This window comes from Legionella lansingensis (assembly GCF_900187355.1).
Taxonomy (GTDB): domain Bacteria; phylum Pseudomonadota; class Gammaproteobacteria; order Legionellales; family Legionellaceae; genus Tatlockia; species Tatlockia lansingensis.
In genome coordinates this window covers 246,189-268,860 of record NZ_LT906451.1, presented here as the reverse complement: position 1 = coordinate 268,860, position 22,672 = coordinate 246,189, and the positions used below count along the sequence as shown (strand labels likewise).

The window sequence follows — 22,672 nt, the reverse complement described above, 5'->3', positions numbered from 1 at the left end:
AATTCTAGCTAGATTGGTTATAATCCAGCTCTAACTTTCGCACAGGAGAATTATAATGGCACGTGGAATCAACAAAGTAATTTTGGTTGGTAATGTTGGGGTAGACCCTGATGTGAGGTATATGCCCAATGGCAACGCCGTAACAACCATATCTCTGGCAACAAGTGAAACATGGAAGGATAAGCAGACAGGAGATAAGCAAGAGCGCACTGAATGGCACCGTGTTGTATGCTTTAACCGCTTAGGTGAGATTGCCGGTGAATATGTTCGTAAAGGCTCCAAGCTCTATGTCGAAGGTAGCTTACGCACCCGCAAATGGCAGGATCAACAAGGCCAAGATCGCTACACAACCGAAATCGTTGCTACCGATCTCCAGATGCTCGATAGCAAAACAGGTTCATCAAGCTATGATGATGTGCCAGTTCCATCTCAAGGACAACAACAAGGTGGTCGTAAACCCCAAGCAGTATCAGAAGCAGCACAAAACGCTTTTGATGAGTTGGATGATGACATCCCATTTTAATGGGTAGATACAAAAAAGGATGTGTAAAAAAGCCCGCGCTTGCGGGCTTTTTTACATTAATAGATTTATTCTTCTACAGAAGTATCTTCTACTGGTCTATCCACTAGCTCAACAATAGCCATTGGTGCATTATCACCAGCCCGATAACCACATTTCAGAACACGGACATAGCCACCAGGTCGCTCAACATAACGAGGTCCCAGAGTTGTAAATAGTTTCCCTACAGCGCTCTTAGAGCGTAATCTGTCGAAAACATAACGTCTAGAGGCAACAGAATCTTTTTTGCTGACAGTGATAAGAGGCTCGATATAACGACGTAGCTCTTTTGCTTTTGGCAATGTAGTTTTAATCAGCTCATACTCAATAAGAGAAACACACATATTAGAGAACATGGCTTTTCTGTGGCTGCTGGTCCGGCTAAAACTACGACCTGAATTACGGTGACGCATGACAAACTCCTAAATATTACTCGCCAAGATTTGCTGGCGGCCAATTTTCTAGCTTCATTCCCAATGATAAAGAGCGTGAAGCAAGTACGTCTTTAATTTCAGTGAGAGATTTCTTGCCTAAATTTGGTGTCTTCAACAATTCATTTTCAGTTTTTTGAACCAAATCACCAATATAGTAAATATTTTCTGCTTTTAAACAGTTAGCTGAGCGAACTGTAAGTTCAAGATCATCAACTGGCCTTAGCAAGATAGGGTCAAACTCATGACGCTCTTTATGATCTGCACGAGACTCTTCAAACTTCATATCTACAAAAGCATGTAGCTGTCGTTGCAGTATAGATGCAGATATGCGTATTGCTTCTTCCGGATCTAAGGTACCATCAGTTTCTAAGTCAATGGTCAGCTTATCAAGGTCAGTTCTATTTTCAACACGAGCATTATCGACGAAATAAGCTACCTTTCTTACAGGTGAAAATGTATTATCAATTTTCAACTTGCCCACAGACTTACGTGCAATATCATCATCTAAATCGCGTACAAAAGTATCTGTTGAATGGAAGCCTACACCTTTTTCAACTTTCAAGGTCATGTTCAGCTTGCCATTTTCATTAAGATTAGCAATAACCAACTCAGGGTTAATTATCTCTTGACCATGGGTCAATTGAATATCACCAGCGGTTACTTGACATGGCCCCTGCTTACTTAAAGTAAGGAGAGCCTCGTTGCCAGTTGTAAGTTTAATGGCCACTTGCTTAAGGTTGAGCAGAATGTCAACCACATCCTCTTGTACTCCTTCTATAGTAGAGTATTCATGCAAAACACCATCAATAGATACCTCTGTAATAGCATAGCCTGGCATAGAGGATAAAAGTATCCGCCTTAGCGCATTACCTAGTGTATGGCCATAGCCACGCTCTAAAGGCTCAAGTACGACTCGTGAGTGGTAAGGCGACTTAGCATCTACTTTAAGTACAGATGGCGTCATCATTTCATGTATATCCATTCGGTTTGTCTCCGAGCTTACTTAGAGTAAAGTTCTACAACTAAATTAACGTTATAATAGCTTGCTAAATCATTTAGTGTAGGCGAATTGTTATACGTGCCTTTTAATGCACTTGAATCAACAGCCAACCAATCACAGGGAGCACGTTGTTCAGAGAGTGCCATAGCAGCTTGGACTCGCCCTTGTCCCTTCGCTTTTTGGCGAATTGAAATGACGTCACCAGGTTTTACTAAATAAGAAGGGATGTTAACCACTTGCTCATTTACTAAAACAGCTTTGTGCGCAACCAGTTGTCTGGCTTCGGCACGAGTGCTGGCAAAACCCATACGATAAACGACATTATCAAGACGTCGCTCGAGCAGAATCATCAGGTTTTCACCGGTTGAACCTGTTTGTCGAGCCGCCTTTTTATAGTAATTACGAAATTGTCTTTCCAATATACCATAAAGACGTCTAATTTTTTGTTTTTCACGTAACTGAAGACCATAATCACCCAAGCGTGGCTTATTCGCACCATGCTGTCCCGGAAGTTTTTCAGATTTACATTTAGATTTATGATCGCGAACACCGCTTTTTAAAAATAGATCCGTACCTTCTCTACGTGATAATTTACATTTTGGACCAAGGTATCTAGCCATTAAAAACTCCTGATTTTATACGCGACGTTTTTTGGGTGGCTTACATCCATTATGAGGTATGCCAGTTACATCGGTTATCTCAACAATTTTAAAATCCTGTGATATCAATTCACGAATCGTAGACTCGCGACCTGGTCCAGGACCATCAATAAATACCGCAACAGACTTCATGCCATACTCTTTTGCAACAGCAGAAGCCTTCTCAGTTGCAACTTGGGCAGCATAAGGCGTACTCTTCCTAGAGCCTCGAAATCCGGAACCGCCTGCAGTTGCCCAACACAATGCATTACCTTGGCGATCGGTAAACGTTACAATGGTATTGTTGAAAGAAGCATGAATATGAACGATACCATCAGATACCACGCGTTTTACCTTTTTTCTTGTTTTTTGTTGCTTTGCCTTACTTATAGCCATCTTTCTTTCCTACATATAATTTAGATATTGCTAGTCTTACGTCGACCTTTACGAGTACGAGCGTTCGTTTTTGTGCGCTGTCCACGCAACGGTAAGCCACGACGATGGCGAAGACCACGATAGCAGCCAAGATCCATAAGTCGTTTAATATTCATGGTTACAACACGACGTAAGTCACCTTCTACAGTCATTTTAGCGATCTCTGCACGCAAAGCTTCGAGCTTTTCTTCAGGCAATTGAGATACCTTTGTTGATGCATCAATTCCTACAGCCTCACATAAATTAATTGCTGTCGATTTGCCAATACCATAAATCGAGGTAAGTGCTATCACGATGTGTTTATGATCCGGTATATTAACACCTGCAATACGAGCCATTAGTCTCTCCGAACGTTATTTTGCTCTGCCACAAAGGGACAGAAGAATACTATTATAATGATCCAAAATCAAGCAAAGATTTAACCCTGTTTTTGTTTATGCCGTGCATCTTTGCATATAACGCGGATAGTTCCATTACGCTTAATAATCTTGCAGTTGCGACAAAGTCGCTTTACTGATGCTCTAACTTTCATTAAAAACTCCAATAATAAATCATAAAAGACCAGGCAACTTGGTCCCTCTAAAATTGGCTTTTTTCATCAAGGAATCATATTGTTGTGTCATCAAATGAGCTTGTACTTGAGCGACAAAATCCATAATTACCACAACGATGATTAACAGCGAAGTTCCACCAAAATAAAAAGGCACATGCCAGGTATACATTAAAATTTGTGGCAATAAACAAACAAGCACTAAATAAATAGCACCCACTAAAGTTAAGCGAGTCATCACTGAATCGATATAGCGAGTTGTTTGTTCACCGGGACGTATACCAGGAATGTAAGCTCCTGATTTCTTTAAATTATCGGCCGTATCTTTAGGATTAAATACCAATGCCGCATAGAAAAAAGCAAAAAACAGGATAGCAGCAGCATAAATAATCAGATAAAGCGGTTGTCCTGGGGAAAGCGCCATACCAATATCAGCAAGCCAATCCATACCTCTACCTTTGGCAAAGAATTGTGCAAGAGTAGCTGGTAATAAAATGATGCTTGAAGCAAAAATTGGTGGGATAACTCCCGACATATTAATCTTCAATGGCAAGTGGCTTGTCTGCGCAGCATATACCTTACGACCATGCGTTCGCTGTGCGTAGTTAACCCTTATACGTCGCTGCGCTCTTTCCATGAAGACCACAAAACCAGTAACTAACACAACAATAACACCAATCAGAAGTAAAGTCAGAGCCTGCATCTGTCCTTCTTTAACCTGTTGGAATACAGAAGCAATAGCATGAGGCATACTTGAAACAATACCTGCAAAAATAATGAGTGATATTCCATTGCCCACTCCTTTCTCGGTGATTTGTTCCCCTAACCACATCAAGAACATTGTACCGGTCACCAGTGTGACAACCGCTGTAAAGTAGAAAAATATATCTGCATGCAGCGCAATTTGTTGACCCGCTAACCATCTAGCCATACCTAAGGATTGGAAAATGGCCAGGACTAGAGTTAGGTAGCGAGTATACTGGTTGATTTTTCTGCGTCCAGATTCACCTTCTTTCTTGAGTTGTTCAAGCTTTGGCGAAACAACTGAAAAAAGCTGAATAATGATGGATGCAGAGATATAGGGCATGATTCCTATTGCAAAAACAGTAACGCGCGACAAAGCTCCACCAGAAAACATATTGAATAGACCAAAGATGGTATTCTGTTGTTCACCAAAAAAATTGGCTAATTTCTGCGGATCTAAGCCCGGAACAGGAATATGCGCACCTAATCTGTAGACTAAAATTCCAAGTATGACAAATATCAATCGTGATTTTAATTCAGCCAATCCACCGCGAGATTGGCTAGATGTTTGCCTCTGGTTATTCATAGTCACTCTTCAATACTGCCGCCAGCTTGCTCTATAGCTGCGCGGGCACCTTTGGTTACACGCAACCCCTTTAACTTAAGAGAAACATTTAATTCGCCAGATAAAATAACCTTAACTTCACGAATTGATTTATTAACCAAGCCAGAATCTTTTAATACCTGGAGATCAATGCTCTCTGCACCTAAAGCAGCCAATTCATTCAGAGTCACTTGATCAATTGAACGTGCAACACGCGATTTAAAGCCCATTTTAGGAAGACGACGCTGGATAGGCATTTGTCCACCTTCAAAGTTTATCTTGTGAAAACCGCCTGCACGAGCCTTTTGCCCCTTATGTCCTTTCCCACAGGTTTTACCTAAACCAGAGCCAATTCCTCTACCAACACGTCTTCTATTTGGACGTGAACCAGGATCTGGAGATAGTGAATTCAGATTCATTACGCACCTTCCTCAACTTGTACTAGGTAGTTCACAATGTTAATCAGCCCTCTAATAGCAGGAGTATCTTGTTGAACAACACTACTATTCAATTTTCCTAAACCAAGTTGCTTAACTATATCTTTATGCTTTGGCTTACGTCCGATGGTGCTTTTCACCAATGTGATTTTAATTTTCTTGCTCATTATTCTTCCGCCATGACTTCTGCAACTGACTTTCCGCGCTTCGCAGCAACATAATCAGGTGTTCCAATATTAGTAAGCGCGCTAATCGTAGCTCGTACAATGTTACTTGGATTGGTTGAGCCAATGCTTTTTGCAAGGATATTTTGTACTCCCAAAACCTCAAGCACAGCACGCATTGCACCACCCGCAATGATTCCTGTACCTTCACTCGCAGGCTTCATAAATACTTTAGAAGCTCCATAGTTCCAGGTAATTTCATGGTAGATGGTATTACCAGCTAATGGAATATAAACCATGTTCTTTCTAGCTTGATCCATTGCTTTTTGAATCGCGATAGGCACTTCTCTGGCTTTACCTCGCCCAAAGCCTACTTTGCCTTTACCATCACCGACAACCACTAATACGGCAAAGCCAAAAACACGACCGCCCTTAACTACTTTGGCTGTACGAGTTACAGATACCAACTTTTCTTGGTAGCCGTCACTTTTTTGAATTTCATCAAATGACATAACCGTTCCTTAAAAATTCAACCCAGCTTCACGCGCACCTTCGGCCAAAGCTTTAACTCTCCCGTGATATTTATAACCTGCACGATCGAAGGAAACATCACTTATCTTTTTAGCCTTTGCTCGTTTACCTAAGAGCTTACCAACTTGTTGGGCTTGCTCTATCTTAGTTCCCGAAAGCTTAGACTTTAACTCACGATCCAAAGTAGATGAGCAAACAAGTACTTTGTCCCCACGAGCTTCACGAACGACAATCTGAGAATAGATATGTGAGCCACTTCTATGAACCACAAGTCTTGGTCTTTCAGGATTGCGACCTTGAATAATTTTTGCCTTCAAACTGCGTCGGATACGGGCTTTTTCTTTATTACTCATTTTTGCACCTTATTTCTTCTTGGCTTCTTTACGAACAATAACTTCACCAGCATATTTGACACCCTTACCTTTATAGGGTTCTGGGGGTCTGAAACCGCGGATTTCTGAAGCCACTTGTCCAAGCAACTGCTTATCAATACCACGAATAATAATCGTCGTGTTATTAGGAGTCTCAACCGTCACACCTTGAGGTAGATGATATTCAACGGGATGTGAAAAACCTAAAGACATGGTTACTGTTTTTCCACCAGCCTGAGCACGATACCCTACTCCTACTAGTTCGAGTGTCACATCAAAACCAGTAGTGACACCTTTAACCATGTTATTTACCAAAGCACGAACTGTTCCTGCTTGCGCCCAAGCATTGGGGTCATTGGAAGCCGGCTTAAATATAATTTGATTGTTATTCTCTTTACTTTTACTAACACTAACCAGCTTATTATAATGTTGAACGAGTGACCCTTTTGGCCCCTTAACAGTTAGGGTATCTTTTTCTATCGTAAGCTCAACATTCGCAGGCAAATTAATTGGGGCTTTTGCTACTCTAGACATATCATTCCTCTCAAGTATTAGGCCACTTCACAAAGAACTTCACCACCCACCCCTTGCCTTTTAGCTGCAACATGACTCATTACCCCTTTAGAGGTAGAAAGAATGGCAATTCCAAAACCAGGTATTGAAGGTAAATCCTTGAACGATTTATAAACCCTTAAACCAGGGCGACTAATACGCAAAATACGTTCAATTACAGGTCTACCGTGATAATACTTCAATTGCAACGTAATTGATTTAAGATTATTCTCAAGAGACTGTACACTATAGTCCAATATATAACCTTCTTCTTTTAATACCCTAGCAATTTCTTCTTTCAACTTAGATGAATTTAGGGTTACGCTCTGATGTTTAGCTTGCTGACCATTACGAATTCTAGTCAACATGTCAGCAACAGGATCATGCATACTCACAGTTGTTCTCCATAGAATAAAATTTACCAGCTGGATTTACGACCGCCAGTGACGTTACCAGTCATTAATTGCTGTCTTAAGCAAATCCTACATAGTCCAAATTTGCGATAAACAGCATGCGGACGCCCGCATTGCTGACAACGCGTGCTGTGCCTTACTGGATTAGAGTTAATAGGAAGCTTGGCTAATTGAGCTTGAGCTTCCATAACTGCATCAAAATCCGTAGACGATTTAATTAATGTCTTTAGTTTATTTCTTCGCTCTCTATATTTCGCGACAAGTTTAGCTCTTTTATGTTCGCGGGCGAGCATTGATTTTTTAGCCACAATATTACCCTTTCTTAGTGTTTATCTCTGTCTTTCAAAGGCAGGTTGAACGCTTCTAACAAGGCCTTCGCTTCTTCATTCGTTTTAGCACTCGTAGTAATGCAGATATCTAAACCGCGAATGCTATCCGTTTTGTCAAAATCAATCTCAGGGAAAACGATTTGCTCATGAATCCCCATACTGTAGTTTCCAGTACCATCAAATGACTTTGGATTTAATCCACGAAAATCGCGCACACGAGGCAGAGCAATTGTAATAAGACGATCAAGAAATTCGTACATCCGCTCACGTCTTAACGTTACTTTGCAGCCAATTGGCCAACCTTCACGAATCTTAAATCCTGCTATGGATTTTTTGGCTTTTGTCATCACCGGCTTTTGCCCAGATATTAAAGACATATCTTCCATAGCATGGTTCATAATTTTTTTATCACCCACTGCTTCGCCGACGCCCATATTTAGCGTAATCTTAAGAATCTTGGGGACTTCCATCACACTTTTGTAGCCAAATTTCTTGACCATCATTGGCACTACATCTTTCTTATAAAACTCTTTAAGTCTAGCCATTTCCGTCACCTAATTAGACAAGCTCGATTACTTCGTCATTGGATTTGAAGTATCTAACCTTGTGCGTTTTACCGTCTTTTTCCAGGAATTTGAACCCTACCTTGTCTGCCTTCTTAGATACGGGGTTATACATGGCAACATTAGAAACATGGATCGGTGCTTCGCGAGTGATGATCCCACCTTGCTGGTTGAGTTGAGGATTTGGTCTTAGATGCTTCTTAATAAGATTACCACCCTCTACAACAACAGTATTGCCAAGAACCTTCATTACCTTGCCTACGTGACCCTTGCTCTTACCAACGGTAACGATCACAGTATCACCTGATCTAATACGATTCATAACTAATCCTTCTCACAATACTTCAGCAGCTAGAGAAATGATTTTCATAAATCGTTCTCTTAGCTCACGAGTTACAGGCCCAAATATACGAGTGCCTATAGGCTCATTTTGGTTGTTTAAAAGTACAGCTGCATTACCATCAAAGCGAATGAGAGAGCCATCATCACGGCGCACGCCTTGACTTGTTCTTACAACAACGGCTCTCATAACCGCGCCTTTTTTTACCTTGCTACGTGGTATTGCATCTTTAATGCTTACTTTGATTACATCACCAACACGGGCATACCGTCTATGTGACCCACCAAGCACTTTGATACACATCACTTTACGTGCTCCACTGTTATCTGCAACGTCGAGCACAGTCTGCATTTGTATCATGTTATTCTCCAGCTCTAAATTCGACCAGAAAAAGGCTGCTGATTATATCAGGCCTCTTAGTATTTTAAAAGTAATCAAAATGATTATTAGGAAATTACTTCAACTAATACCCAACTTTTCATTTTAGAGAGTGGTCGAGATTCGCGAATTCTTACAATATTTCCAATTTTGCCAATTTGATTCTCATCATGAGCGTGAAGTTTCGTTCTGCGCTTCATGATTTTTCCATATTTTGGATGTCTTACAGTGCGTTCAACCATTACAACAATGGTTTTCTGCATTTTATCGCTGACAACTTTGCCAACGATTGTTCTGGCATTAGTTTCACTATTTGGCATGACGCTTTCCCACCTTCTCAGTCATAATTGTTTTAACTTTTGCAATACCTCTTCTGACCTTGCGAATAAGATGTGTCTTATCCAGAGAGCCATTAGCTTTTTTCATGCGTAAGTTAAACTGATCTTTACGTAGAGAGAGAAGCTCGGCTTGCAATTCTTCGGGGGTTAAATCTCTTAGCTCGTTAATATCTTTCATTACATCACCTTGCGCTCTTCAAATATAACCTTGAAAGGCAATTTCGCTCTGGCCAACTCAAACGCTTCCATAGCCAACTCTCTGCTCACGCCTTCCATTTCAAATAGAATTTTTCCTGGTTGAATTTGAGCAACCCAATATTCAACACTACCTTTACCTTTACCTTGTCGAACTTCAAGAGGTTTTTGGGTAATTGGTTTGTCTGGGAAAACTCGAATCCAAATTTTTCCACCCCGTTTAATATGGCGGGTCATGGCACGTCTCGCAGCTTCGATCTGTCTTGCAGTTAAACGACCTCTTTCGAGTGCTTTTAGACCAAATTCACCAAAGCTTACCTTGGAACCTCTTTGAGCCAAACCACGGTTTCGCCCCTTCATTTGCTTACGATATTTCGTACGTTTTGGCTGTAACATGACTGTAATTCCTCACTTACTTACCGCTTTTTTCAGCGGCATTGCGATTCTTCTGGGGAAGAATTTCACCTTTGAAGATCCATACCTTAACGCCAATGATCCCGTAGGTGGTTTTTGCTTCAGCAGTACCATAGTCAACGTCGGCACGGAAAGTATGTAAAGGAACTCTTCCTTCGCGATACCACTCGCTACGAGCAATTTCAGCACCGCCCAGCCGACCGCTCACACAGATTTTAATTCCTTTAGCACCAGCCTTCATTGCAGAAGTAACTGCACGCTTCATTGCACGTCTGAACATAACACGTTGTTCGAGTTGTTGAGCAATCCCTTCAGCGACTAAGGTCGAATCTAATTCAGGCTTACGAACTTCTTCAATATTTAGATGAACCGGAACACCCAATTTAGATGCTATTTCATTGCGTAAAGCTTCGATACCGCCACCTTTTTTACCAATAATGACACCTGGACGGGCAGTCTGGATAGTTACAACTGCATTACTAGCAGGACGTTCAATGCGGATCTTACTCACTGCTGCGGCCATTAACTTCTTCTTCAAGTACTTTCGCAGATTTATATCTTGATTCAGAAGCTGCCCGTAATTCTTACTTGCATACCACTTAGAATTCCAGTCTTGAATAATACCTAGTCTTATACCTATAGGGTTTACTTTCTGTCCCATCGCTATTCCTCGTCAGATACTTTAATTGTGATGTGGCAAGTACGCTTACAGATACGATTAGCTCGACCTTTAGCCCGAGGACTAATTCTTTTCAGAGTTGCTGCCTCATCCACGCAAACCACACCCACTCTAAGTTCGTCAATATCTGCACCCATATTGTTTTCTGCACTTGCAATTGCAGATTCCAATAATTTCAGCATAAGATGCGCGCCTTTTTTAGGAGTGAATTTCAGAACGTCAATAGCGTCGGAAACATCCTTCTTACGAATCATATCAGCGATCAGTCTGCCCTTTTGGGCAGAAAGCGGTGCATTTTTTAATTTTGCTGTTACTTCCATCATTGCCTCTTACTTAGCTTTGGCTTTTCTGTCACCAGAATGGCCTTTGAATGTACGAGTCATGGCGAACTCACCTAACTTATGACCCACCATGTTGTCTGTAATATAAACAGGAACATGATCTTTGCCATTATGTACCGCAATCGTGAGATCAATCATCTCAGGTACAATTGTGGAGCGCCTGGACCAAGTTTTAATTGGTTTTTTGGACTTAGACTCAATCGCCGCTTCTATTTTCTTCATTAAGTGATGATCGACAAAAGGACCTTTTCTTATAGAACGTGCCACCTTGATATCCTCTTAGCTAATTATTTTTTCTTACGTCTTCTGACGATAAAACGATCAGTTCGTTTATTACTGCGCGTTTTATACCCTTTAGTGGGAATACCCCATGGAGTTACCGGATGACGACCACCAGAAGTTCGACCTTCACCACCACCGTGAGGATGGTCCACAGGGTTCATAGCCACACCACGAACCGTCGGTCTAATTCCACGCCAACGCTTTGCACCAGCTTTACCAAGCACACGCAAGCTGTGTTCACTATTGCTGACTTCACCAATAACAGCCCTACAAGAACTCAAAACCTTACGCATCTCGCCAGAACGCAATTTTAATGTTGCATAAGTACCTTCTTTAGCAACAATTTGCCCACTGCAGCCAGCGCTTCTGAGCATTTGAGCGCCTTTTCCAGGTTTGAGCTCAACACAATGAATCGTCGTACCAACTGGTATATTTCTAAGAGGCAAGCTGTTTCCGGTGCTAATAGGGGAATCTTCTCCGCTCACAACAATGTCCCCGGCCTTTAAGCCAGACGGCGCAATAATGTAACGCCGTTCACCATCTTTGTAAACCACTAATGCGATTAAAGCAGAGCGGTTTGGATCATACTCGAGTCTTTCAACTCTGGCTTCGATACCGTCTTTGTTTCGCTTGAAATCAATAATTCGGTATTTGGAGCGAACCCCTCCACCAATATGACGTACGGTAATACGACCTTGGTTATTGCGTCCACCCGTTTTATTTAACTTCTCAACAAGACCAGCGTATGGCTGTCCCTTATGAATATTATGATGGACGACGCGAATTTCACCACGCTTTCCGGGTGACGTTGGTTTAGATTTTAATAATGCCATCTTAATCTGCCTTATTCAGTCACAGTAAAATCAATGTCGTAATTTTCATGCAAGGAGACAAAAGCTTTCTTCCAATCACTACGCTTGCCACTCATTTGCTTGAATCGCTTTCTCTTGCCCTTAACGTTGATTACGGACACAGATTTCACTTTGACATTAAACATCTGCTCAACAGCCTGTTTAATCTCTTGTTTGGTTGCAGTTTTTAAAACCTTAAAAGTGAACTGCTTATATTTATCTGCCATTACAGTCGTTTTTTCAGAGGTGTGCGGTTCGCGCAGAACCATTAATATATGTTCAGCATTCATTGTAACTGCTCCTCTAAACTCTTAATGGCCTCTTCTGTCATCAACACTTTCTCGAAACGTAACAAAGAGACTGGATCTAATGATGTTACGTCACATATGTCATATTGAACCAGGTTGCGAGAAGCCAGGTATTCAGATTCACCTACTTCATGCATAACAATTAATGCATTTTGCAACTCAAGTTCATTCATCTTCTTAAGGAAATGCTTGGTTTTATGAGATTCGCATTGAAAATCACTAACCACAACAAGATTCCCTGTACGATGAAGCTCGGAGATTATACTGCGCAATGCGCGTTTGTACATTTTTTTGTTGAATTTTTGGCTATAATCGCGTTTCTTTGAAGCAAAAGTAACACCTCCAGAACGCCATAAGGGACTTCTTATAGTTCCTGCTCTTGCTCTACCGGTCCCTTTTTGCCGCCATGGTTTTTTTCCACCACCACTTACTTCAGAACGAGTTTTTTGGGCGCTGTTCCCACTCCGAGCATTATTCATAAAGGTAACTACAGCTTGATGAATAAGTCCTTCATTGTAAGCGTAATTGAAAATATCATCGTTCACTTTCAATTGTGTATTGGTATCTTTGGTTTGGATTTCCATCATTTGCCCCCTTTCTTCTTAACTGCGGGCCTTACTTCGACTCGTGCACCTGGGCAACCGGGAATAGCGCCTTTAATTAGAAGCAAATTACGTTCTTTATCAACACGAATCAATTCTAGGTTCTGAATAGTACTGCGTGAATTTCCAAGATGCCCAGCCATTTTCTTTCCTTTGAAAACACGACCAGGAGTTTGATTCTGTCCAATAGATCCTGGGACACGGTGAGAAAGTGAATTACCATGAGTAGCATCTTGCGTACGGAAATTGTGACGCTTTACTGTTCCAGCAAAACCCTTACCTTTCGTATTGGCTGCCACGTCAACAAACTGTCCTTCAGTAAAAACATCATGCACAGAAATAATCTGACCTGCAGTAAATGCATCAATAGCGTCAACACGAAATTCGCACATCATATCACCGGCTTCAATTTCAGCTTTGGCAAAATGACCTGCCATAGGTTTACTAACATGGCTAGACTTCTTTTTCCCGCCAGTCAGTTGAACAGCTATATAACCATCTGATTCCATGGTTTTAATTTGAGATACACGGTTAGGAGCAACCTCAACCACAGATACAGGAATAGATATGCCGTCCTCTGTAAACACCCGTGTCATACCGATTTTACGGCCTAATAACCCTATCGTCATTCTAACACCTCGTTAATAACCTTTGCCTCGATTTATTCATCATCAAGACTAATCTGTACGTCAACTCCTGCAGCCAGATCAAGCTTCATCAGTGCGTCTACTGTTTTTTCTGTAGGATGCACAATAACCACCAGGCGTTTATGAGTACGCAATTCATATTGATCTCGGGCATCTTTATTAACATGAGGAGAGATCAACACAGTGAATTTCTCTTTCTTAATTGGCAAAGGTATAGGGCCACGCAATTGAGCCCCAGTACGTTTTGCTGTTTCAACGATCTCGCGAATTGATGAATCAATCAATCGATGGTCGAAAGACTTAAGTCGGATTTTAATGTTTTGATTATTGCTCATTATCTTCACTCAATAATTTTTGCGACTACACCGGCACCAACGGTGCGGCCACCTTCACGAATCGCGAAACGCAATCCTTCATCCATTGCAATGGGTGAATGCAAACTAACTGTCATTTGGACGTTATCACCTGGCATAACCATCTCAACGCCGCTTGGCAGTTCGCATGAGCCTGTTACATCTGTCGTTCTGAAGTAAAATTGCGGACGATAACCATTGAAAAATGGAGTATGCCGGCCACCTTCGTCTTTTGACAGAACATATACTTCTGCTTCAAATTTGGTGTGCGGCTTAATTGTACCAGGTTTCGCTAATACTTGACCTCGTTCAACTTCATCTCGTTTCGTTCCACGCAACAACACACCTACGTTATCGCCTGCTCGACCTTCATCCAGTAGCTTCCTAAACATCTCAACGCCTGTGCAGGTCGTCTTCTGCGTATCACGGATACCTACTATCTCAACTTCTTCACCTACCCTAACTATTCCACTCTCTATACGGCCAGTAACTACTGTTCCACGTCCAGATATGGAGAATACATCTTCAATCGGCAGCAGGAAGCTCTTATCAATGTTTCTCACTGGCTCAGGAATGTAGGAGTCCATCGTCTCAATCAATTTCTCAATCGCAGGTACACCAATCTCGCTCGTATCCCCTTCCAGAGCTTTCAATGCTGAACCAACAACAATCGGAATCTCATCACCAGGAAATTCATAGCTGCTTAATAGGTCGCGGACTTCCATCTCTACCAACTCAAGAAGTTCAGGGTCATCAACCATGTCCGCTTTGTTCATGAATACCACAATATAAGGAACACCCACTTGGCGAGACAATAAAATATGCTCCCTCGTCTGAGGCATCGGACCATCTGCTGCTGATACAACCAGAATAGCACCGTCCATCTGAGCCGCTCCCGTAATCATGTTCTTCACATAATCCGCGTGACCTGGACAGTCCACATGCGCATAGTGACGATTTGCTGATTCATATTCCACATGCGCCGTCGATATCGTAATTCCTCGCTCGCGCTCTTCTGGCGCCGCATCAATTTGATCATAAGCCTTCGCTATACCACCAAATTTCTTTGCCATAATCGTTGTAATCGCCGCTGTCAATGTGGTCTTGCCATGGTCCACGTGACCAATCGTCCCCACGTTTACGTGTGGCTTCTTACGCTCAAACTTTTCCTTCGCCATTTTTAATACCTCATTAACTTTTATTGTTTCTTAATAATTGCTTCAGCAATGTTGGTTGGCGCTTCTGCATATCTAGAGAACTCCATAGAATATGTTGCACGACCTTGAGTTGCAGAACGAAGATCTGTAGCGTAACCAAACATTTCAGCAAGAGGGACTTCTGCCCGCACTATTTTTCCAGCAGGAGAATCTTCCATACCTTGAACCATACCTCTTCTACGGTTGAGGTCACCCATTACATCACCCATGTAATCTTCAGGAGTAACCACTTCCACATGCATTATAGGTTCAAGTAAAACAGGCTTAGCCTTCAATGCACCTTGCTTGAAGCACTGTGAACCAGCAATCTTGAATGCCATCTCGCTTGAATCGACCTCATGGAATGAACCATCAAACAAAGTCACTTTGACATCAACAACGGGATATCCAGCGAGAACACCATTTTGAAGTTGCTCTTGTACACCTTTATCAACAGCAGGAATATATTCTTTGGGAATAACACCGCCAACGATAGCATTTACGAACTCATAACCAACACCTGGTTCTTGGGGTTCGATTTTAAGCCAAACGTGACCATATTGACCACGGCCACCTGATTGGCGAACAAACTTACCTTCTTGTTCAACGGCAGTTTTGATTGTCTCGCGATAAGCAACTTGTGGCTTACCAACGTTCGCCTCAACATTGAACTCACGTTTCATTCTATCAACAATAATTTCTAGGTGGAGTTCTCCCATGCCCTCGATAATTGTTTGCCCTGACTCTTCATCTGTATGAACACGGAATGAAGGATCTTCTTGTGCTAATTTGCCAAGAGCAATAGACATCTTTTCTTGATCCGCTTTTGTTTTAGGCTCAACAGCCACAGCAATAACTGGATCAGGGAAATCCATGCGCTCTAAAGTCACAACATGGTTAACGTCACAGAGCGTATCACCGGTCGTTACGGTTTTTAGCCCCACAGCTGCAGCTATATCTCCAGCTCTAACCTCTTTAATTTCTTCGCGCGAATTAGCATGCATTTGCAATAAGCGACCAATGCGTTCTTTTTTGCCTTTTACTGGATTGTAAACGGTATCACCACTTTTAAGTACCCCAGAATAGGTACGAAAATAGGTCAGGGTACCCACGAAAGGATCCGTTGCAATTTTAAAAGCCAATGCCGAGAACGGTTCATCATAAGACGTTTTGCGATGAATTTCTCCACCATCTTCATCCATACCACGAATATCCGGGATATCAATTGGGGAAGGCAGATACTCAATCACTCCATCAAGAACAGCTTGAACTCCTTTATTTTTGAACGCTGAACCACAAAATACTGGAACGATCTCATTGTTAACAGTACGTTGTCGTAATGCGCTTTTAATTTCTTGCTCAGTGAATTCTTCACCTTCAAGATACTTTTCCATTAACTCTTCTGATACTTCAGCTGCAGCTTCAATAATTTTAGCGCGGTACTCTTCACATTTCGCTAACATGTCTGCAGGGACGTCTTTATATTCAAAGCTCATGCCTTTGGATTCTTCATCCCAATGAATGGCTTTCATTTTTACCAAATCAACTACGCCTTTGAAGGCATCTTCAGCACCAATAGGCAACTGCACTACCACAGGATTAGAACCTAAGCGTTGCTGGATTTGCTCAACTACTCTGATGAAATTAGCTCCCATTCGGTCCATTTTGTTCACAAAAACGATCCGTGGAACACCATACTTATCAGATTGTCGCCATACAGTCTCGGATTGTGGCTCCACTCCTGACACGGAGTCAAACACCACGATCGCGCCATCAAGAACACGCAATGAGCGTTCTACTTCAATCATAAAGTCAACGTGGCCTGGGGTATCAATAATATTAATACGATGGCGCGGATAATTTTTATCCATTCCTGACCAGTAGCAAGTCGTAGCTGCCGAAGTAATGGTGATTCCACGCTCCTGCTCCTGAACCATCCAGTCCATCGTTGCAGCACCATCATGTACCTCACCCATTTTATGTGACATACCCGTGTAAAAAAGAACACGTTCGGTGGTTGTAGTCTTTCCGGCATCAACGTGTGCAGCAATGCCAATATTTCTGTATAGCTCAAGTGGAGTAGACACGACTTACCTCTCTATTAATTCCATCTAAAATGCGCAAAAGCTTGGTTAGCTTTAGCCATTTTATGTGTATCTTCACGTTTTTTAACTGCTGAACCTTTGTTCTCAAACGCGTCCATTAGCTCACCTGCCAGACGTAACATCATCCCTTTTTCGCCACGGGAGCGGGCAGCCTGAACAATCCAACGCATGCCTAAAGCGATGCTTCTATCAGTACGAACTTCTACAGGAACCTGATAAGTAGCTCCACCTACACGACGTGATCTAACCTCAACGCTTGGACGCACATTATCCAGTGCTTGTTCAAAATAACGCAAAACACCAACAGCGCTTGAACCAGTGCTGCCTTCATCACCACTCTCTTCATCAGTCTTTCGGTTCTTCTTTACACGCTCGTTTAATAGCTCCAATGCACCATAAATTATTTTCTCAGCAATAGATTTTTTGCCGCTAACCATGAGCACATTAATAAATTTAGCGAGCAGTTCACTATGATGTTTAGGATCAGGTAAAATCTCGCGTTTGGGGACTTCTCTTCTTCTTGGCATGTCTAATTCCTACAATCAGATTATTTCTTATCTTTTGGTTTCTTAGTACCGTACTTAGAACGACCTTGTTTACGATCGTTGACACCAGAGGTATCCAAGCTACCGCGAACAGTGTGATAGCGCACACCAGGTAAGTCTTTAACACGACCACCGCGAATCAATACTACAGAGTGCTCTTGCAGATTGTGGCCTTCACCACCAATATACGATGTAACCTCGAAACCATTGGTCAAACGAACACGGGCAACCTTACGCATAGCTGAGTTAGGCTTTTTAGGTGTGGTTGTATACACACGAGTACAAACACCACGTCGCTGTGGACATGATTCCAATGCTGGGACATTACTCTTCTTTTTAGGGTTCACGCGAGGCTTTCTTACTAGCTGATTAATAGTAGCCATTTATTCTTAACTCCGATCTTCACTATATCTGTTTTCGAATGCATAAGGAGGCCGGATTCTATATAGGTACGGCAAGTTTGTCAAGTTCACAAACCTGCCGCTAAATAGAGTCCGTATTAATGCTCATTGTGATCCGCATTCAGCGCTTCGCTCAATGCATGTTCTACATCACTAGCAGTCACCGTATGCGTGCTAGGCTCTACACCAGCAGCTCTAGCGCGTTTAGCCTTGCGGCTTTGATGATAGGCATAACCAGTTCCGGCTGGGATCAAGCGACCTACCATTACGTTTTCTTTTAAACCACGCAAATCATCAACTTTTCCACTGACAGCAGCTTCGGTTAAGACCCGAGTCGTCTCTTGGAAAGAAGCGGCGGAAATAAAGGATTCGGTCGCCAATGAAGCTTTGGTGATACCCAGCAGAATTGGTGTTCCCTCCGCAATTTGCTTACCATCAGCAAGCAACTTATCGTTTTCTTGGAGCATGACGCTTTCTTCAACTTGTTCACCCACCAGGAATTTCGAGTCCCCGGCTGAAGTTATCACTCGCTTACGCAGCATTTGTCTTACAATCACTTCAATGTGTTTGTCATTGATTTTTACCCCTTGTAAGCGGTAAACGTCTTGTACCTCATTGACGATATAATTTGCCAATGCTCCAACACCAAGCAAACGTAAAATATCATGAGGATTGAGCGGGCCATCGGCAATAACCTCACCACGCTCCACATGTTCACCTTCAAAAACTGAAATATGGCGCCATTTAGGAATCAATTCTTCATGATATTCATGTTCAGATGCAGTAATAATTAGACGTCGTTTACCTTTTGTCTCTTTGCCAAAGTTCACTAATCCAGAAGTCTCCGCCATGACAGCAGCATCTTTTGGTTTTCTGGCCTCGAAGAGATCAGCTACCCTTGGTAATCCCCCGGTAATATCACGCGTCTTGGAACGTTCTTGCGGGATACGAGCAATAACATCACCAATACCAACAGTGCTACCATCTTCAAAATTAATGATTGCATCGACAGGCAAATAATATTGAGCAGGAACATTTGTACCTGCCAAGTAGATATCCTCACCATCGTCAGAGACCAATTTCACCATCGGACGCAGATCTCGGCCAGCGGCACTGCGTTGCTTGGCATCGATAACGACGATATTGCTTAAACCTGTTAATTCATCTGTTTGGCGATTCATGGTCAGGCCTTCGATAAGGTCTACAAATTTCAACCTACCGCTAACTTCTGAAATCACTGGGTGTGTATGTGGATCCCAGGTGGCAATAATTTGCCCAGCTTCGACAGACATATTGTCATGTACCGTTAATACAGCACCGTATGGTAACTTGTAACGTTCACGCTCACGACCAAAATCATCAGCGATGGATACCTCCCCAGAACGAGAAACAGCAACAAGATTACTATTTTCATGGGATACGGTTTTAATGTTATGTAAACGGATGACCCCTTTATTCTTAATTTGAATGTTGTTAGCCGCCGTCGCTCTTGATGCAGCACCTCCAATATGGAAAGTACGCATTGTTAACTGTGTTCCAGGTTCACCGATGGATTGTGCAGCAATAATACCCACAGCCTCCCCGGTATTAACTAGATGACCACGCGCCAAATCACGACCATAACATTTTGCACAAAGTCCAAATCTGGTTTCACAAGTAATGGGAGATCTTACCAGTACTTGGTCAACACCAAATTTCTCAAGTTTTTCCACCCAATCTTCATCCAACAATGTACCTGCGGTGACGATGGGTTCTTTTTCATTTGGAATATAGACGTCAGTAGCCACTACACGACCAAGCACACGCTCATGCAGTGGTTCAACAATGTCTCCACCTTCAATCAACGGTTGCATTAAAATACCATGCTCTGTACCGCAATCATCTTCAGTAATGACAACGTCTTGTGCCACATCCACCAGACGACGTGTTAAATAACCTGAGTTTGCCGTTTTTAACGCAGTGTCAGCCAGACCTTTACGTGCTCCGTGAGTGGAAATAAAGTATTGGAAAACATTTAAGCCTTCACGGAAATTAGCTGTAATTGGTGTCTCAATGATCGAGCCATCAGGCGCAGCCATTAACCCTCGCATTCCTGCCAACTGTCTAATCTGAGCTGCGGATCCTCTAGCACCAGAGTCGGCCATCATAAAGATGGGATTGAACGATTCTTGGCGCGCTATCTTACCATCAGGCGTTGTGACTTCTTCTGTAGCAATTTTCGTCATCATTGATTTAGCCACCATTTCATTGGTACGTGACCAAATGTCAATGACCTTATTGTATCGTTCGCCGTTGGTTACTAATCCTGAACGATATTGTGTTTCAATCTCACGCACCTCATTGTCGGCTTGTTCAATGATGGCGGCTTTATCGTCAGGGATTTCCATATCTTCTATACCAATAGACGCTCCAGCTCTGGTAGCAAATTTAAAGCCGGTATACATCAGTTGGTCTGCAAAGATAACCGTTTCTTTCAGACCAAACTTACGATAGCAAGTATCAACAACTTTGGTGATGGCCTTTTTAGTCATTGCTCTGTTGATTAAAGAAAATGACATTCCTTTAGGTAAAAGATCTGAGAGAATAGCACGGCCGACGGTTGTTTCCACCAACTGATATCCCTCTCCCTCTTCATGCGGCATTCTAATTTTCACTTTGGCATGAATATCAACATAACCTGCTTCATAGAAATTTTGCGCTTCTTGTGCACTGGCAAAAATTTTGCCTTCACCTTTCGCGCCTATACGTTCTCTCGTTAAATAATAAAGCCCTAGTACCACGTCCTGGCTAGGAACAATAATTGGCTCACCACTCGCTGGTGATAAAATATTGTTAGTTGACATCATGAGCGAACGTGCCTCTAACTGGGCTTCCAGCGTTAAGGGCACGTGAACAGCCATTTGGTCACCGTCGAAATCCGCGTTATAAGCGGTACAAACTAAAGGATGAAGCTGTATCGCTTTGCCTTCAATTAAAACGGGTTCAAAAGCCTGAATACCTAACCTGTGCAAGGTAGGTGCGCGGTTCAAGAGAATCGGATGCTCACGAATAACATCATCCAAAATATCCCAAACCACCGGGTCTTCACGCTCAACCATTTTTTTAGCAGCTTTAATCGTGGTTGCTAAACCTCTAAATTCAAGCTTGCTAAAAATGAACGGTTTGAAAAGCTCTAGTGCCATCTTTTTGGGTAAACCACATTGGTGAAGACGCAATGTTGGGCCGACCACGATAACTGAACGTCCTGAATAGTCAACACGTTTACCAAGGAGATTCTGTCTAAAGCGGCCTTGCTTACCCTTAATCATGTCTGCCAATGATTTTAAAGGACGCTTGTTCGTTCCAGTAATAGCACGGCCACGACGACCATTATCGAGCAAAGCATCAACTGACTCTTGCAGCATGCGTTTTTCATTGCGCACAATAATATCAGGCGCACTAAGATCAAGTAGTCTCTTCAAGCGGTTATTACGATTAATAACTCGACGGTAGAGGTCATTTAGATCAGAGGTAGCAAAACGTCCACCATCTAAAGGTACTAGAGGACGTAAATCAGGAGGCAGAACGGGGAGAACATCCATAATCATCCACTCAGGTTTATTGCCTGACTCCTGAAACGCTTCTAGCAGCTTCAATCGCTTAGTAATCTTTTTGATTTTCGTTTCGGAATTCGTTGTCGGTAACTCTTCACGTAGTGTGCTAACTTCTTCGTCAAGATCAATTTGACGCAGTAAATCACGGATTGCTTCTGCACCCATACGAGCATCGAATTCATCACCATACTGCTCCATTGCATCGAGGTACGCTTCATCATTTAGTAGCTGGCCGCGCTCCAGTTCCGTCATGCCTGGGTCAACTACGACAAAAGCTTCAAAGTACAGGACACGTTCAATGTCGCGTAAAGTCATATCGAGTAATAGACCAATTCGTGATGGCAACGATTTGAGGAACCAGATATGAGCCACTGGGCTTGCAAGCTCAATATGCCCCATGCGTTCCCGGCGTACTTTAGCCAATGCGAGCTCCACGCCGCATTTTTCGCAGATAACTCCGCGGTGCTTGAGACGCTTATACTTACCACATAAGCATTCATAGTCTTTGACTGGGCCAAATGTTTTGGCACAAAACAATCCATCACGTTCTGGTTTGAACGTGCGATAGTTGATAGTCTCAGGCTTTTTAACTTCGCCGTAGGACCATGAACGAATTAAATCCGGTGAAGCCAGTGCAATTTTGATTGCATCAAATTCTTCACTTTGACCTTGCTGTTTGAGGATGCCAAGCAAATCACTCATTACAGGTGGTTTTCTCATAGGTTCGAGATTAGCCAAGTCTATGCCTCCAAAAATAGTTGTCAGAAGTTATCATTGAAC

34 protein-coding genes are annotated in these 22,672 nt (G+C 42.4%); 1 reads left to right on the top strand and 33 read right to left on the bottom strand.

The features are described 5' to 3' along the window. The first annotated feature begins 55 nt into the window (after window positions 1-55). Window positions 56-523 carry a single-stranded DNA-binding protein gene (gene ssb, locus CKV79_RS01310; protein ID WP_028373304.1) on the top strand — a complete coding sequence of 156 codons (468 nt, stop codon included), beginning with the start codon at window positions 56-58 and terminating at the stop codon, window positions 521-523. Between the two features lie 65 nt (window positions 524-588). Here the strand turns inward: ssb and rplQ are convergent, their stop codons facing one another. The 33 genes from rplQ to rpoC all read right to left on the bottom strand — a co-directional run bounded on the left by rplQ (window position 589) and on the right by rpoC (window position 22,594). Further along, on the bottom strand, window positions 589-972 hold the full coding sequence (gene rplQ, locus CKV79_RS01305) for a 50S ribosomal protein L17 (RefSeq protein WP_028373303.1): 384 nt from the start codon (window positions 970-972) through the stop codon (window positions 589-591). A 16-nt stretch (window positions 973-988) separates the two neighbouring features. Then, window positions 989-1,975: a DNA-directed RNA polymerase subunit alpha gene (locus CKV79_RS01300; protein WP_035915540.1), complete on the bottom strand. Its 987-nt coding sequence runs from the start codon at window positions 1,973-1,975 to the stop codon at window positions 989-991. Window positions 1,976-1,992: 17 nt separating this feature from the next. After that, window positions 1,993-2,613 carry a 30S ribosomal protein S4 gene (gene rpsD / locus CKV79_RS01295; protein WP_028373301.1) on the bottom strand — a complete coding sequence of 207 codons (621 nt, stop codon included), beginning with the start codon at window positions 2,611-2,613 and terminating at the stop codon, window positions 1,993-1,995. Window positions 2,614-2,628: 15 nt separating this feature from the next. Further along, window positions 2,629-3,027 carry a 30S ribosomal protein S11 gene (gene rpsK / locus CKV79_RS01290; RefSeq protein ID WP_035915538.1) on the bottom strand — a complete coding sequence of 133 codons (399 nt, stop codon included), beginning with the start codon at window positions 3,025-3,027 and terminating at the stop codon, window positions 2,629-2,631. Between the two features lie 20 nt (window positions 3,028-3,047). Further along, a complete protein-coding gene (gene rpsM, locus CKV79_RS01285) occupies window positions 3,048-3,404 on the bottom strand; it encodes a 30S ribosomal protein S13 (protein ID WP_028373299.1) in 357 nt (118 codons plus the stop codon). 80 nt (window positions 3,405-3,484) lie between these two features. Continuing rightward, on the bottom strand, window positions 3,485-3,598 hold the full coding sequence (gene rpmJ / locus CKV79_RS01280) for a 50S ribosomal protein L36 (RefSeq protein WP_081778074.1): 114 nt from the start codon (window positions 3,596-3,598) through the stop codon (window positions 3,485-3,487). Window positions 3,599-3,617: 19 nt separating this feature from the next. Then, complete coding sequence (gene secY, locus CKV79_RS01275) at window positions 3,618-4,946, bottom strand: preprotein translocase subunit SecY (protein WP_028373298.1); 1,329 nt, start codon at window positions 4,944-4,946, stop codon at window positions 3,618-3,620. Window positions 4,947-4,948: 2 nt separating this feature from the next. Continuing rightward, window positions 4,949-5,383 carry a 50S ribosomal protein L15 gene (gene rplO / locus CKV79_RS01270; protein ID WP_028373297.1) on the bottom strand — a complete coding sequence of 145 codons (435 nt, stop codon included), beginning with the start codon at window positions 5,381-5,383 and terminating at the stop codon, window positions 4,949-4,951. Next, complete coding sequence (gene rpmD, locus CKV79_RS01265) at window positions 5,383-5,568, bottom strand: 50S ribosomal protein L30 (RefSeq protein ID WP_028373296.1); 186 nt, start codon at window positions 5,566-5,568, stop codon at window positions 5,383-5,385. Before rpmD ends, rplO begins: the two co-directional genes overlap by 1 nt. Further along, the gene (rpsE, locus tag CKV79_RS01260) at window positions 5,568-6,077 is read right to left on the bottom strand and encodes a 30S ribosomal protein S5 (protein ID WP_028373295.1); all 510 of its coding nucleotides are present in this window, start codon (window positions 6,075-6,077) and stop codon (window positions 5,568-5,570) included. Before rpsE ends, rpmD begins: the two co-directional genes overlap by 1 nt. 9 nt (window positions 6,078-6,086) lie before the next feature. After that, the gene (rplR, locus tag CKV79_RS01255) at window positions 6,087-6,449 is read right to left on the bottom strand and encodes a 50S ribosomal protein L18 (RefSeq protein WP_028373294.1); all 363 of its coding nucleotides are present in this window, start codon (window positions 6,447-6,449) and stop codon (window positions 6,087-6,089) included. 9 nt (window positions 6,450-6,458) lie between these two features. Further along, window positions 6,459-7,001 carry a 50S ribosomal protein L6 gene (gene rplF, locus CKV79_RS01250; RefSeq protein ID WP_028373293.1) on the bottom strand — a complete coding sequence of 181 codons (543 nt, stop codon included), beginning with the start codon at window positions 6,999-7,001 and terminating at the stop codon, window positions 6,459-6,461. Window positions 7,002-7,018: 17 nt separating this feature from the next. Next, window positions 7,019-7,408: a 30S ribosomal protein S8 gene (rpsH, locus tag CKV79_RS01245; protein WP_197697236.1), complete on the bottom strand. Its 390-nt coding sequence runs from the start codon at window positions 7,406-7,408 to the stop codon at window positions 7,019-7,021. Window positions 7,409-7,437: 29 nt separating this feature from the next. Then, on the bottom strand, window positions 7,438-7,740 hold the full coding sequence (rpsN, locus tag CKV79_RS01240; RefSeq protein WP_028373291.1) for a 30S ribosomal protein S14: 303 nt from the start codon (window positions 7,738-7,740) through the stop codon (window positions 7,438-7,440). A 14-nt stretch (window positions 7,741-7,754) separates the two neighbouring features. Further along, the gene (gene rplE / locus CKV79_RS01235; RefSeq protein WP_028373290.1) at window positions 7,755-8,306 is read right to left on the bottom strand and encodes a 50S ribosomal protein L5; all 552 of its coding nucleotides are present in this window, start codon (window positions 8,304-8,306) and stop codon (window positions 7,755-7,757) included. Between the two features lie 13 nt (window positions 8,307-8,319). Beyond that, window positions 8,320-8,646, bottom strand: coding sequence for a 50S ribosomal protein L24 (gene rplX, locus CKV79_RS01230; RefSeq protein ID WP_028373289.1), 327 nt, complete (start codon window positions 8,644-8,646; stop codon window positions 8,320-8,322). Window positions 8,647-8,658: 12 nt separating this feature from the next. Next, window positions 8,659-9,024, bottom strand: a complete 366-nt coding sequence (gene rplN, locus CKV79_RS01225) for a 50S ribosomal protein L14 (RefSeq protein WP_028373288.1) — start codon at window positions 9,022-9,024, stop codon at window positions 8,659-8,661. 86 nt (window positions 9,025-9,110) lie between these two features. Then, window positions 9,111-9,362: a 30S ribosomal protein S17 gene (rpsQ, locus tag CKV79_RS01220; protein ID WP_028373287.1), complete on the bottom strand. Its 252-nt coding sequence runs from the start codon at window positions 9,360-9,362 to the stop codon at window positions 9,111-9,113. After that, entirely contained in the window at window positions 9,352-9,558 is a 207-nt protein-coding gene (rpmC, locus tag CKV79_RS01215) for a 50S ribosomal protein L29 (RefSeq protein WP_028373286.1), read from the bottom strand. Before rpmC ends, rpsQ begins: the two co-directional genes overlap by 11 nt. Beyond that, window positions 9,558-9,971: a 50S ribosomal protein L16 gene (gene rplP, locus CKV79_RS01210; RefSeq protein WP_028373285.1), complete on the bottom strand. Its 414-nt coding sequence runs from the start codon at window positions 9,969-9,971 to the stop codon at window positions 9,558-9,560. Before rplP ends, rpmC begins: the two co-directional genes overlap by 1 nt. Window positions 9,972-9,987: 16 nt before the next feature. Next, window positions 9,988-10,650, bottom strand: a complete 663-nt coding sequence (rpsC, locus tag CKV79_RS01205) for a 30S ribosomal protein S3 (protein ID WP_028373284.1) — start codon at window positions 10,648-10,650, stop codon at window positions 9,988-9,990. Window positions 10,651-10,652: 2 nt separating this feature from the next. Continuing rightward, window positions 10,653-10,988, bottom strand: a complete 336-nt coding sequence (rplV, locus tag CKV79_RS01200) for a 50S ribosomal protein L22 (protein ID WP_028373283.1) — start codon at window positions 10,986-10,988, stop codon at window positions 10,653-10,655. 9 nt (window positions 10,989-10,997) lie between these two features. Further along, entirely contained in the window at window positions 10,998-11,276 is a 279-nt protein-coding gene (rpsS, locus tag CKV79_RS01195; protein WP_028373282.1) for a 30S ribosomal protein S19, read from the bottom strand. A 20-nt stretch (window positions 11,277-11,296) separates the two neighbouring features. After that, window positions 11,297-12,124: a 50S ribosomal protein L2 gene (gene rplB / locus CKV79_RS01190; protein WP_028373281.1), complete on the bottom strand. Its 828-nt coding sequence runs from the start codon at window positions 12,122-12,124 to the stop codon at window positions 11,297-11,299. Between the two features lie 11 nt (window positions 12,125-12,135). Further along, window positions 12,136-12,432 (bottom strand): 50S ribosomal protein L23, encoded by a 297-nt coding sequence (rplW, locus tag CKV79_RS01185; protein ID WP_028373280.1) that lies wholly within the window; start codon window positions 12,430-12,432, stop codon window positions 12,136-12,138. Continuing rightward, the gene (gene rplD / locus CKV79_RS01180; protein ID WP_028373279.1) at window positions 12,429-13,034 is read right to left on the bottom strand and encodes a 50S ribosomal protein L4; all 606 of its coding nucleotides are present in this window, start codon (window positions 13,032-13,034) and stop codon (window positions 12,429-12,431) included. Before rplD ends, rplW begins: the two co-directional genes overlap by 4 nt. Then, a complete protein-coding gene (rplC, locus tag CKV79_RS01175) occupies window positions 13,034-13,681 on the bottom strand; it encodes a 50S ribosomal protein L3 (RefSeq protein ID WP_028373278.1) in 648 nt (215 codons plus the stop codon). Before rplC ends, rplD begins: the two co-directional genes overlap by 1 nt. 32 nt (window positions 13,682-13,713) lie before the next feature. After that, complete coding sequence (gene rpsJ / locus CKV79_RS01170; RefSeq protein WP_028373277.1) at window positions 13,714-14,034, bottom strand: 30S ribosomal protein S10; 321 nt, start codon at window positions 14,032-14,034, stop codon at window positions 13,714-13,716. Between the two features lie 5 nt (window positions 14,035-14,039). Further along, entirely contained in the window at window positions 14,040-15,230 is a 1,191-nt protein-coding gene (gene tuf, locus CKV79_RS01165; RefSeq protein WP_028373276.1) for an elongation factor Tu, read from the bottom strand. A gap of 20 nt (window positions 15,231-15,250) precedes the next feature. Further along, window positions 15,251-17,335: an elongation factor G gene (fusA, locus tag CKV79_RS01160; RefSeq protein WP_028374165.1), complete on the bottom strand. Its 2,085-nt coding sequence runs from the start codon at window positions 17,333-17,335 to the stop codon at window positions 15,251-15,253. A 14-nt stretch (window positions 17,336-17,349) separates the two neighbouring features. Continuing rightward, the gene (rpsG, locus tag CKV79_RS01155) at window positions 17,350-17,880 is read right to left on the bottom strand and encodes a 30S ribosomal protein S7 (RefSeq protein ID WP_028374164.1); all 531 of its coding nucleotides are present in this window, start codon (window positions 17,878-17,880) and stop codon (window positions 17,350-17,352) included. 20 nt (window positions 17,881-17,900) lie between these two features. Next, a complete protein-coding gene (gene rpsL / locus CKV79_RS01150; protein WP_028374163.1) occupies window positions 17,901-18,281 on the bottom strand; it encodes a 30S ribosomal protein S12 in 381 nt (126 codons plus the stop codon). Window positions 18,282-18,397: 116 nt separating this feature from the next. Next, on the bottom strand, window positions 18,398-22,594 hold the full coding sequence (gene rpoC / locus CKV79_RS01145) for a DNA-directed RNA polymerase subunit beta' (RefSeq protein ID WP_035916136.1): 4,197 nt from the start codon (window positions 22,592-22,594) through the stop codon (window positions 18,398-18,400). Window positions 22,595-22,672: the final 78 nt, after the last annotated feature.

What these genes read in the sequence shown, in the direction of transcription:
- ssb (WP_028373304.1), top strand. Translation starts at nt 56, where the DNA reads ATGGCACGTGGAATCAACAAAGTAATTTTGGTTGGTAATGTTGGGGTA.
- rplQ (WP_028373303.1), bottom strand. Translation starts at nt 972, where the DNA reads ATGCGTCACCGTAATTCAGGTCGTAGTTTTAGCCGGACCAGCAGCCAC.
- CKV79_RS01300 (WP_035915540.1), bottom strand. Translation starts at nt 1,975, where the DNA reads ATGGATATACATGAAATGATGACGCCATCTGTACTTAAAGTAGATGCT.
- rpsD (WP_028373301.1), bottom strand. Translation starts at nt 2,613, where the DNA reads ATGGCTAGATACCTTGGTCCAAAATGTAAATTATCACGTAGAGAAGGT.
- rpsK (WP_035915538.1), bottom strand. Translation starts at nt 3,027, where the DNA reads ATGGCTATAAGTAAGGCAAAGCAACAAAAAACAAGAAAAAAGGTAAAA.
- rpsM (WP_028373299.1), bottom strand. Translation starts at nt 3,404, where the DNA reads ATGGCTCGTATTGCAGGTGTTAATATACCGGATCATAAACACATCGTG.
- rpmJ (WP_081778074.1), bottom strand. Translation starts at nt 3,598, where the DNA reads ATGAAAGTTAGAGCATCAGTAAAGCGACTTTGTCGCAACTGCAAGATT.
- secY (WP_028373298.1), bottom strand. Translation starts at nt 4,946, where the DNA reads ATGAATAACCAGAGGCAAACATCTAGCCAATCTCGCGGTGGATTGGCT.
- rplO (WP_028373297.1), bottom strand. Translation starts at nt 5,383, where the DNA reads ATGAATCTGAATTCACTATCTCCAGATCCTGGTTCACGTCCAAATAGA.
- rpmD (WP_028373296.1), bottom strand. Translation starts at nt 5,568, where the DNA reads ATGAGCAAGAAAATTAAAATCACATTGGTGAAAAGCACCATCGGACGT.
- rpsE (WP_028373295.1), bottom strand. Translation starts at nt 6,077, where the DNA reads ATGTCATTTGATGAAATTCAAAAAAGTGACGGCTACCAAGAAAAGTTG.
- rplR (WP_028373294.1), bottom strand. Translation starts at nt 6,449, where the DNA reads ATGAGTAATAAAGAAAAAGCCCGTATCCGACGCAGTTTGAAGGCAAAA.
- rplF (WP_028373293.1), bottom strand. Translation starts at nt 7,001, where the DNA reads ATGTCTAGAGTAGCAAAAGCCCCAATTAATTTGCCTGCGAATGTTGAG.
- rpsH (WP_197697236.1), bottom strand. Translation starts at nt 7,408, where the DNA reads ATGCATGATCCTGTTGCTGACATGTTGACTAGAATTCGTAATGGTCAG.
- rplE (WP_028373290.1), bottom strand. Translation starts at nt 8,306, where the DNA reads ATGGCTAGACTTAAAGAGTTTTATAAGAAAGATGTAGTGCCAATGATG.
- rplX (WP_028373289.1), bottom strand. Translation starts at nt 8,646, where the DNA reads ATGAATCGTATTAGATCAGGTGATACTGTGATCGTTACCGTTGGTAAG.
- rplN (WP_028373288.1), bottom strand. Translation starts at nt 9,024, where the DNA reads ATGATACAAATGCAGACTGTGCTCGACGTTGCAGATAACAGTGGAGCA.
- rpsQ (WP_028373287.1), bottom strand. Translation starts at nt 9,362, where the DNA reads ATGCCAAATAGTGAAACTAATGCCAGAACAATCGTTGGCAAAGTTGTC.
- rpmC (WP_028373286.1), bottom strand. Translation starts at nt 9,558, where the DNA reads ATGAAAGATATTAACGAGCTAAGAGATTTAACCCCCGAAGAATTGCAA.
- rplP (WP_028373285.1), bottom strand. Translation starts at nt 9,971, where the DNA reads ATGTTACAGCCAAAACGTACGAAATATCGTAAGCAAATGAAGGGGCGA.
- rpsC (WP_028373284.1), bottom strand. Translation starts at nt 10,650, where the DNA reads ATGGGACAGAAAGTAAACCCTATAGGTATAAGACTAGGTATTATTCAA.
- rplV (WP_028373283.1), bottom strand. Translation starts at nt 10,988, where the DNA reads ATGGAAGTAACAGCAAAATTAAAAAATGCACCGCTTTCTGCCCAAAAG.
- rplB (WP_028373281.1), bottom strand. Translation starts at nt 12,124, where the DNA reads ATGGCATTATTAAAATCTAAACCAACGTCACCCGGAAAGCGTGGTGAA.
- rplW (WP_028373280.1), bottom strand. Translation starts at nt 12,432, where the DNA reads ATGAATGCTGAACATATATTAATGGTTCTGCGCGAACCGCACACCTCT.
- rplD (WP_028373279.1), bottom strand. Translation starts at nt 13,034, where the DNA reads ATGGAAATCCAAACCAAAGATACCAATACACAATTGAAAGTGAACGAT.
- rplC (WP_028373278.1), bottom strand. Translation starts at nt 13,681, where the DNA reads ATGACGATAGGGTTATTAGGCCGTAAAATCGGTATGACACGGGTGTTT.
- rpsJ (WP_028373277.1), bottom strand. Translation starts at nt 14,034, where the DNA reads ATGAGCAATAATCAAAACATTAAAATCCGACTTAAGTCTTTCGACCAT.
- tuf (WP_028373276.1), bottom strand. Translation starts at nt 15,230, where the DNA reads ATGGCGAAGGAAAAGTTTGAGCGTAAGAAGCCACACGTAAACGTGGGG.
- rpsG (WP_028374164.1), bottom strand. Translation starts at nt 17,880, where the DNA reads ATGCCAAGAAGAAGAGAAGTCCCCAAACGCGAGATTTTACCTGATCCT.
- rpsL (WP_028374163.1), bottom strand. Translation starts at nt 18,281, where the DNA reads ATGGCTACTATTAATCAGCTAGTAAGAAAGCCTCGCGTGAACCCTAAA.
- rpoC (WP_035916136.1), bottom strand. Translation starts at nt 22,594, where the DNA reads ATGAGTGATTTGCTTGGCATCCTCAAACAGCAAGGTCAAAGTGAAGAA.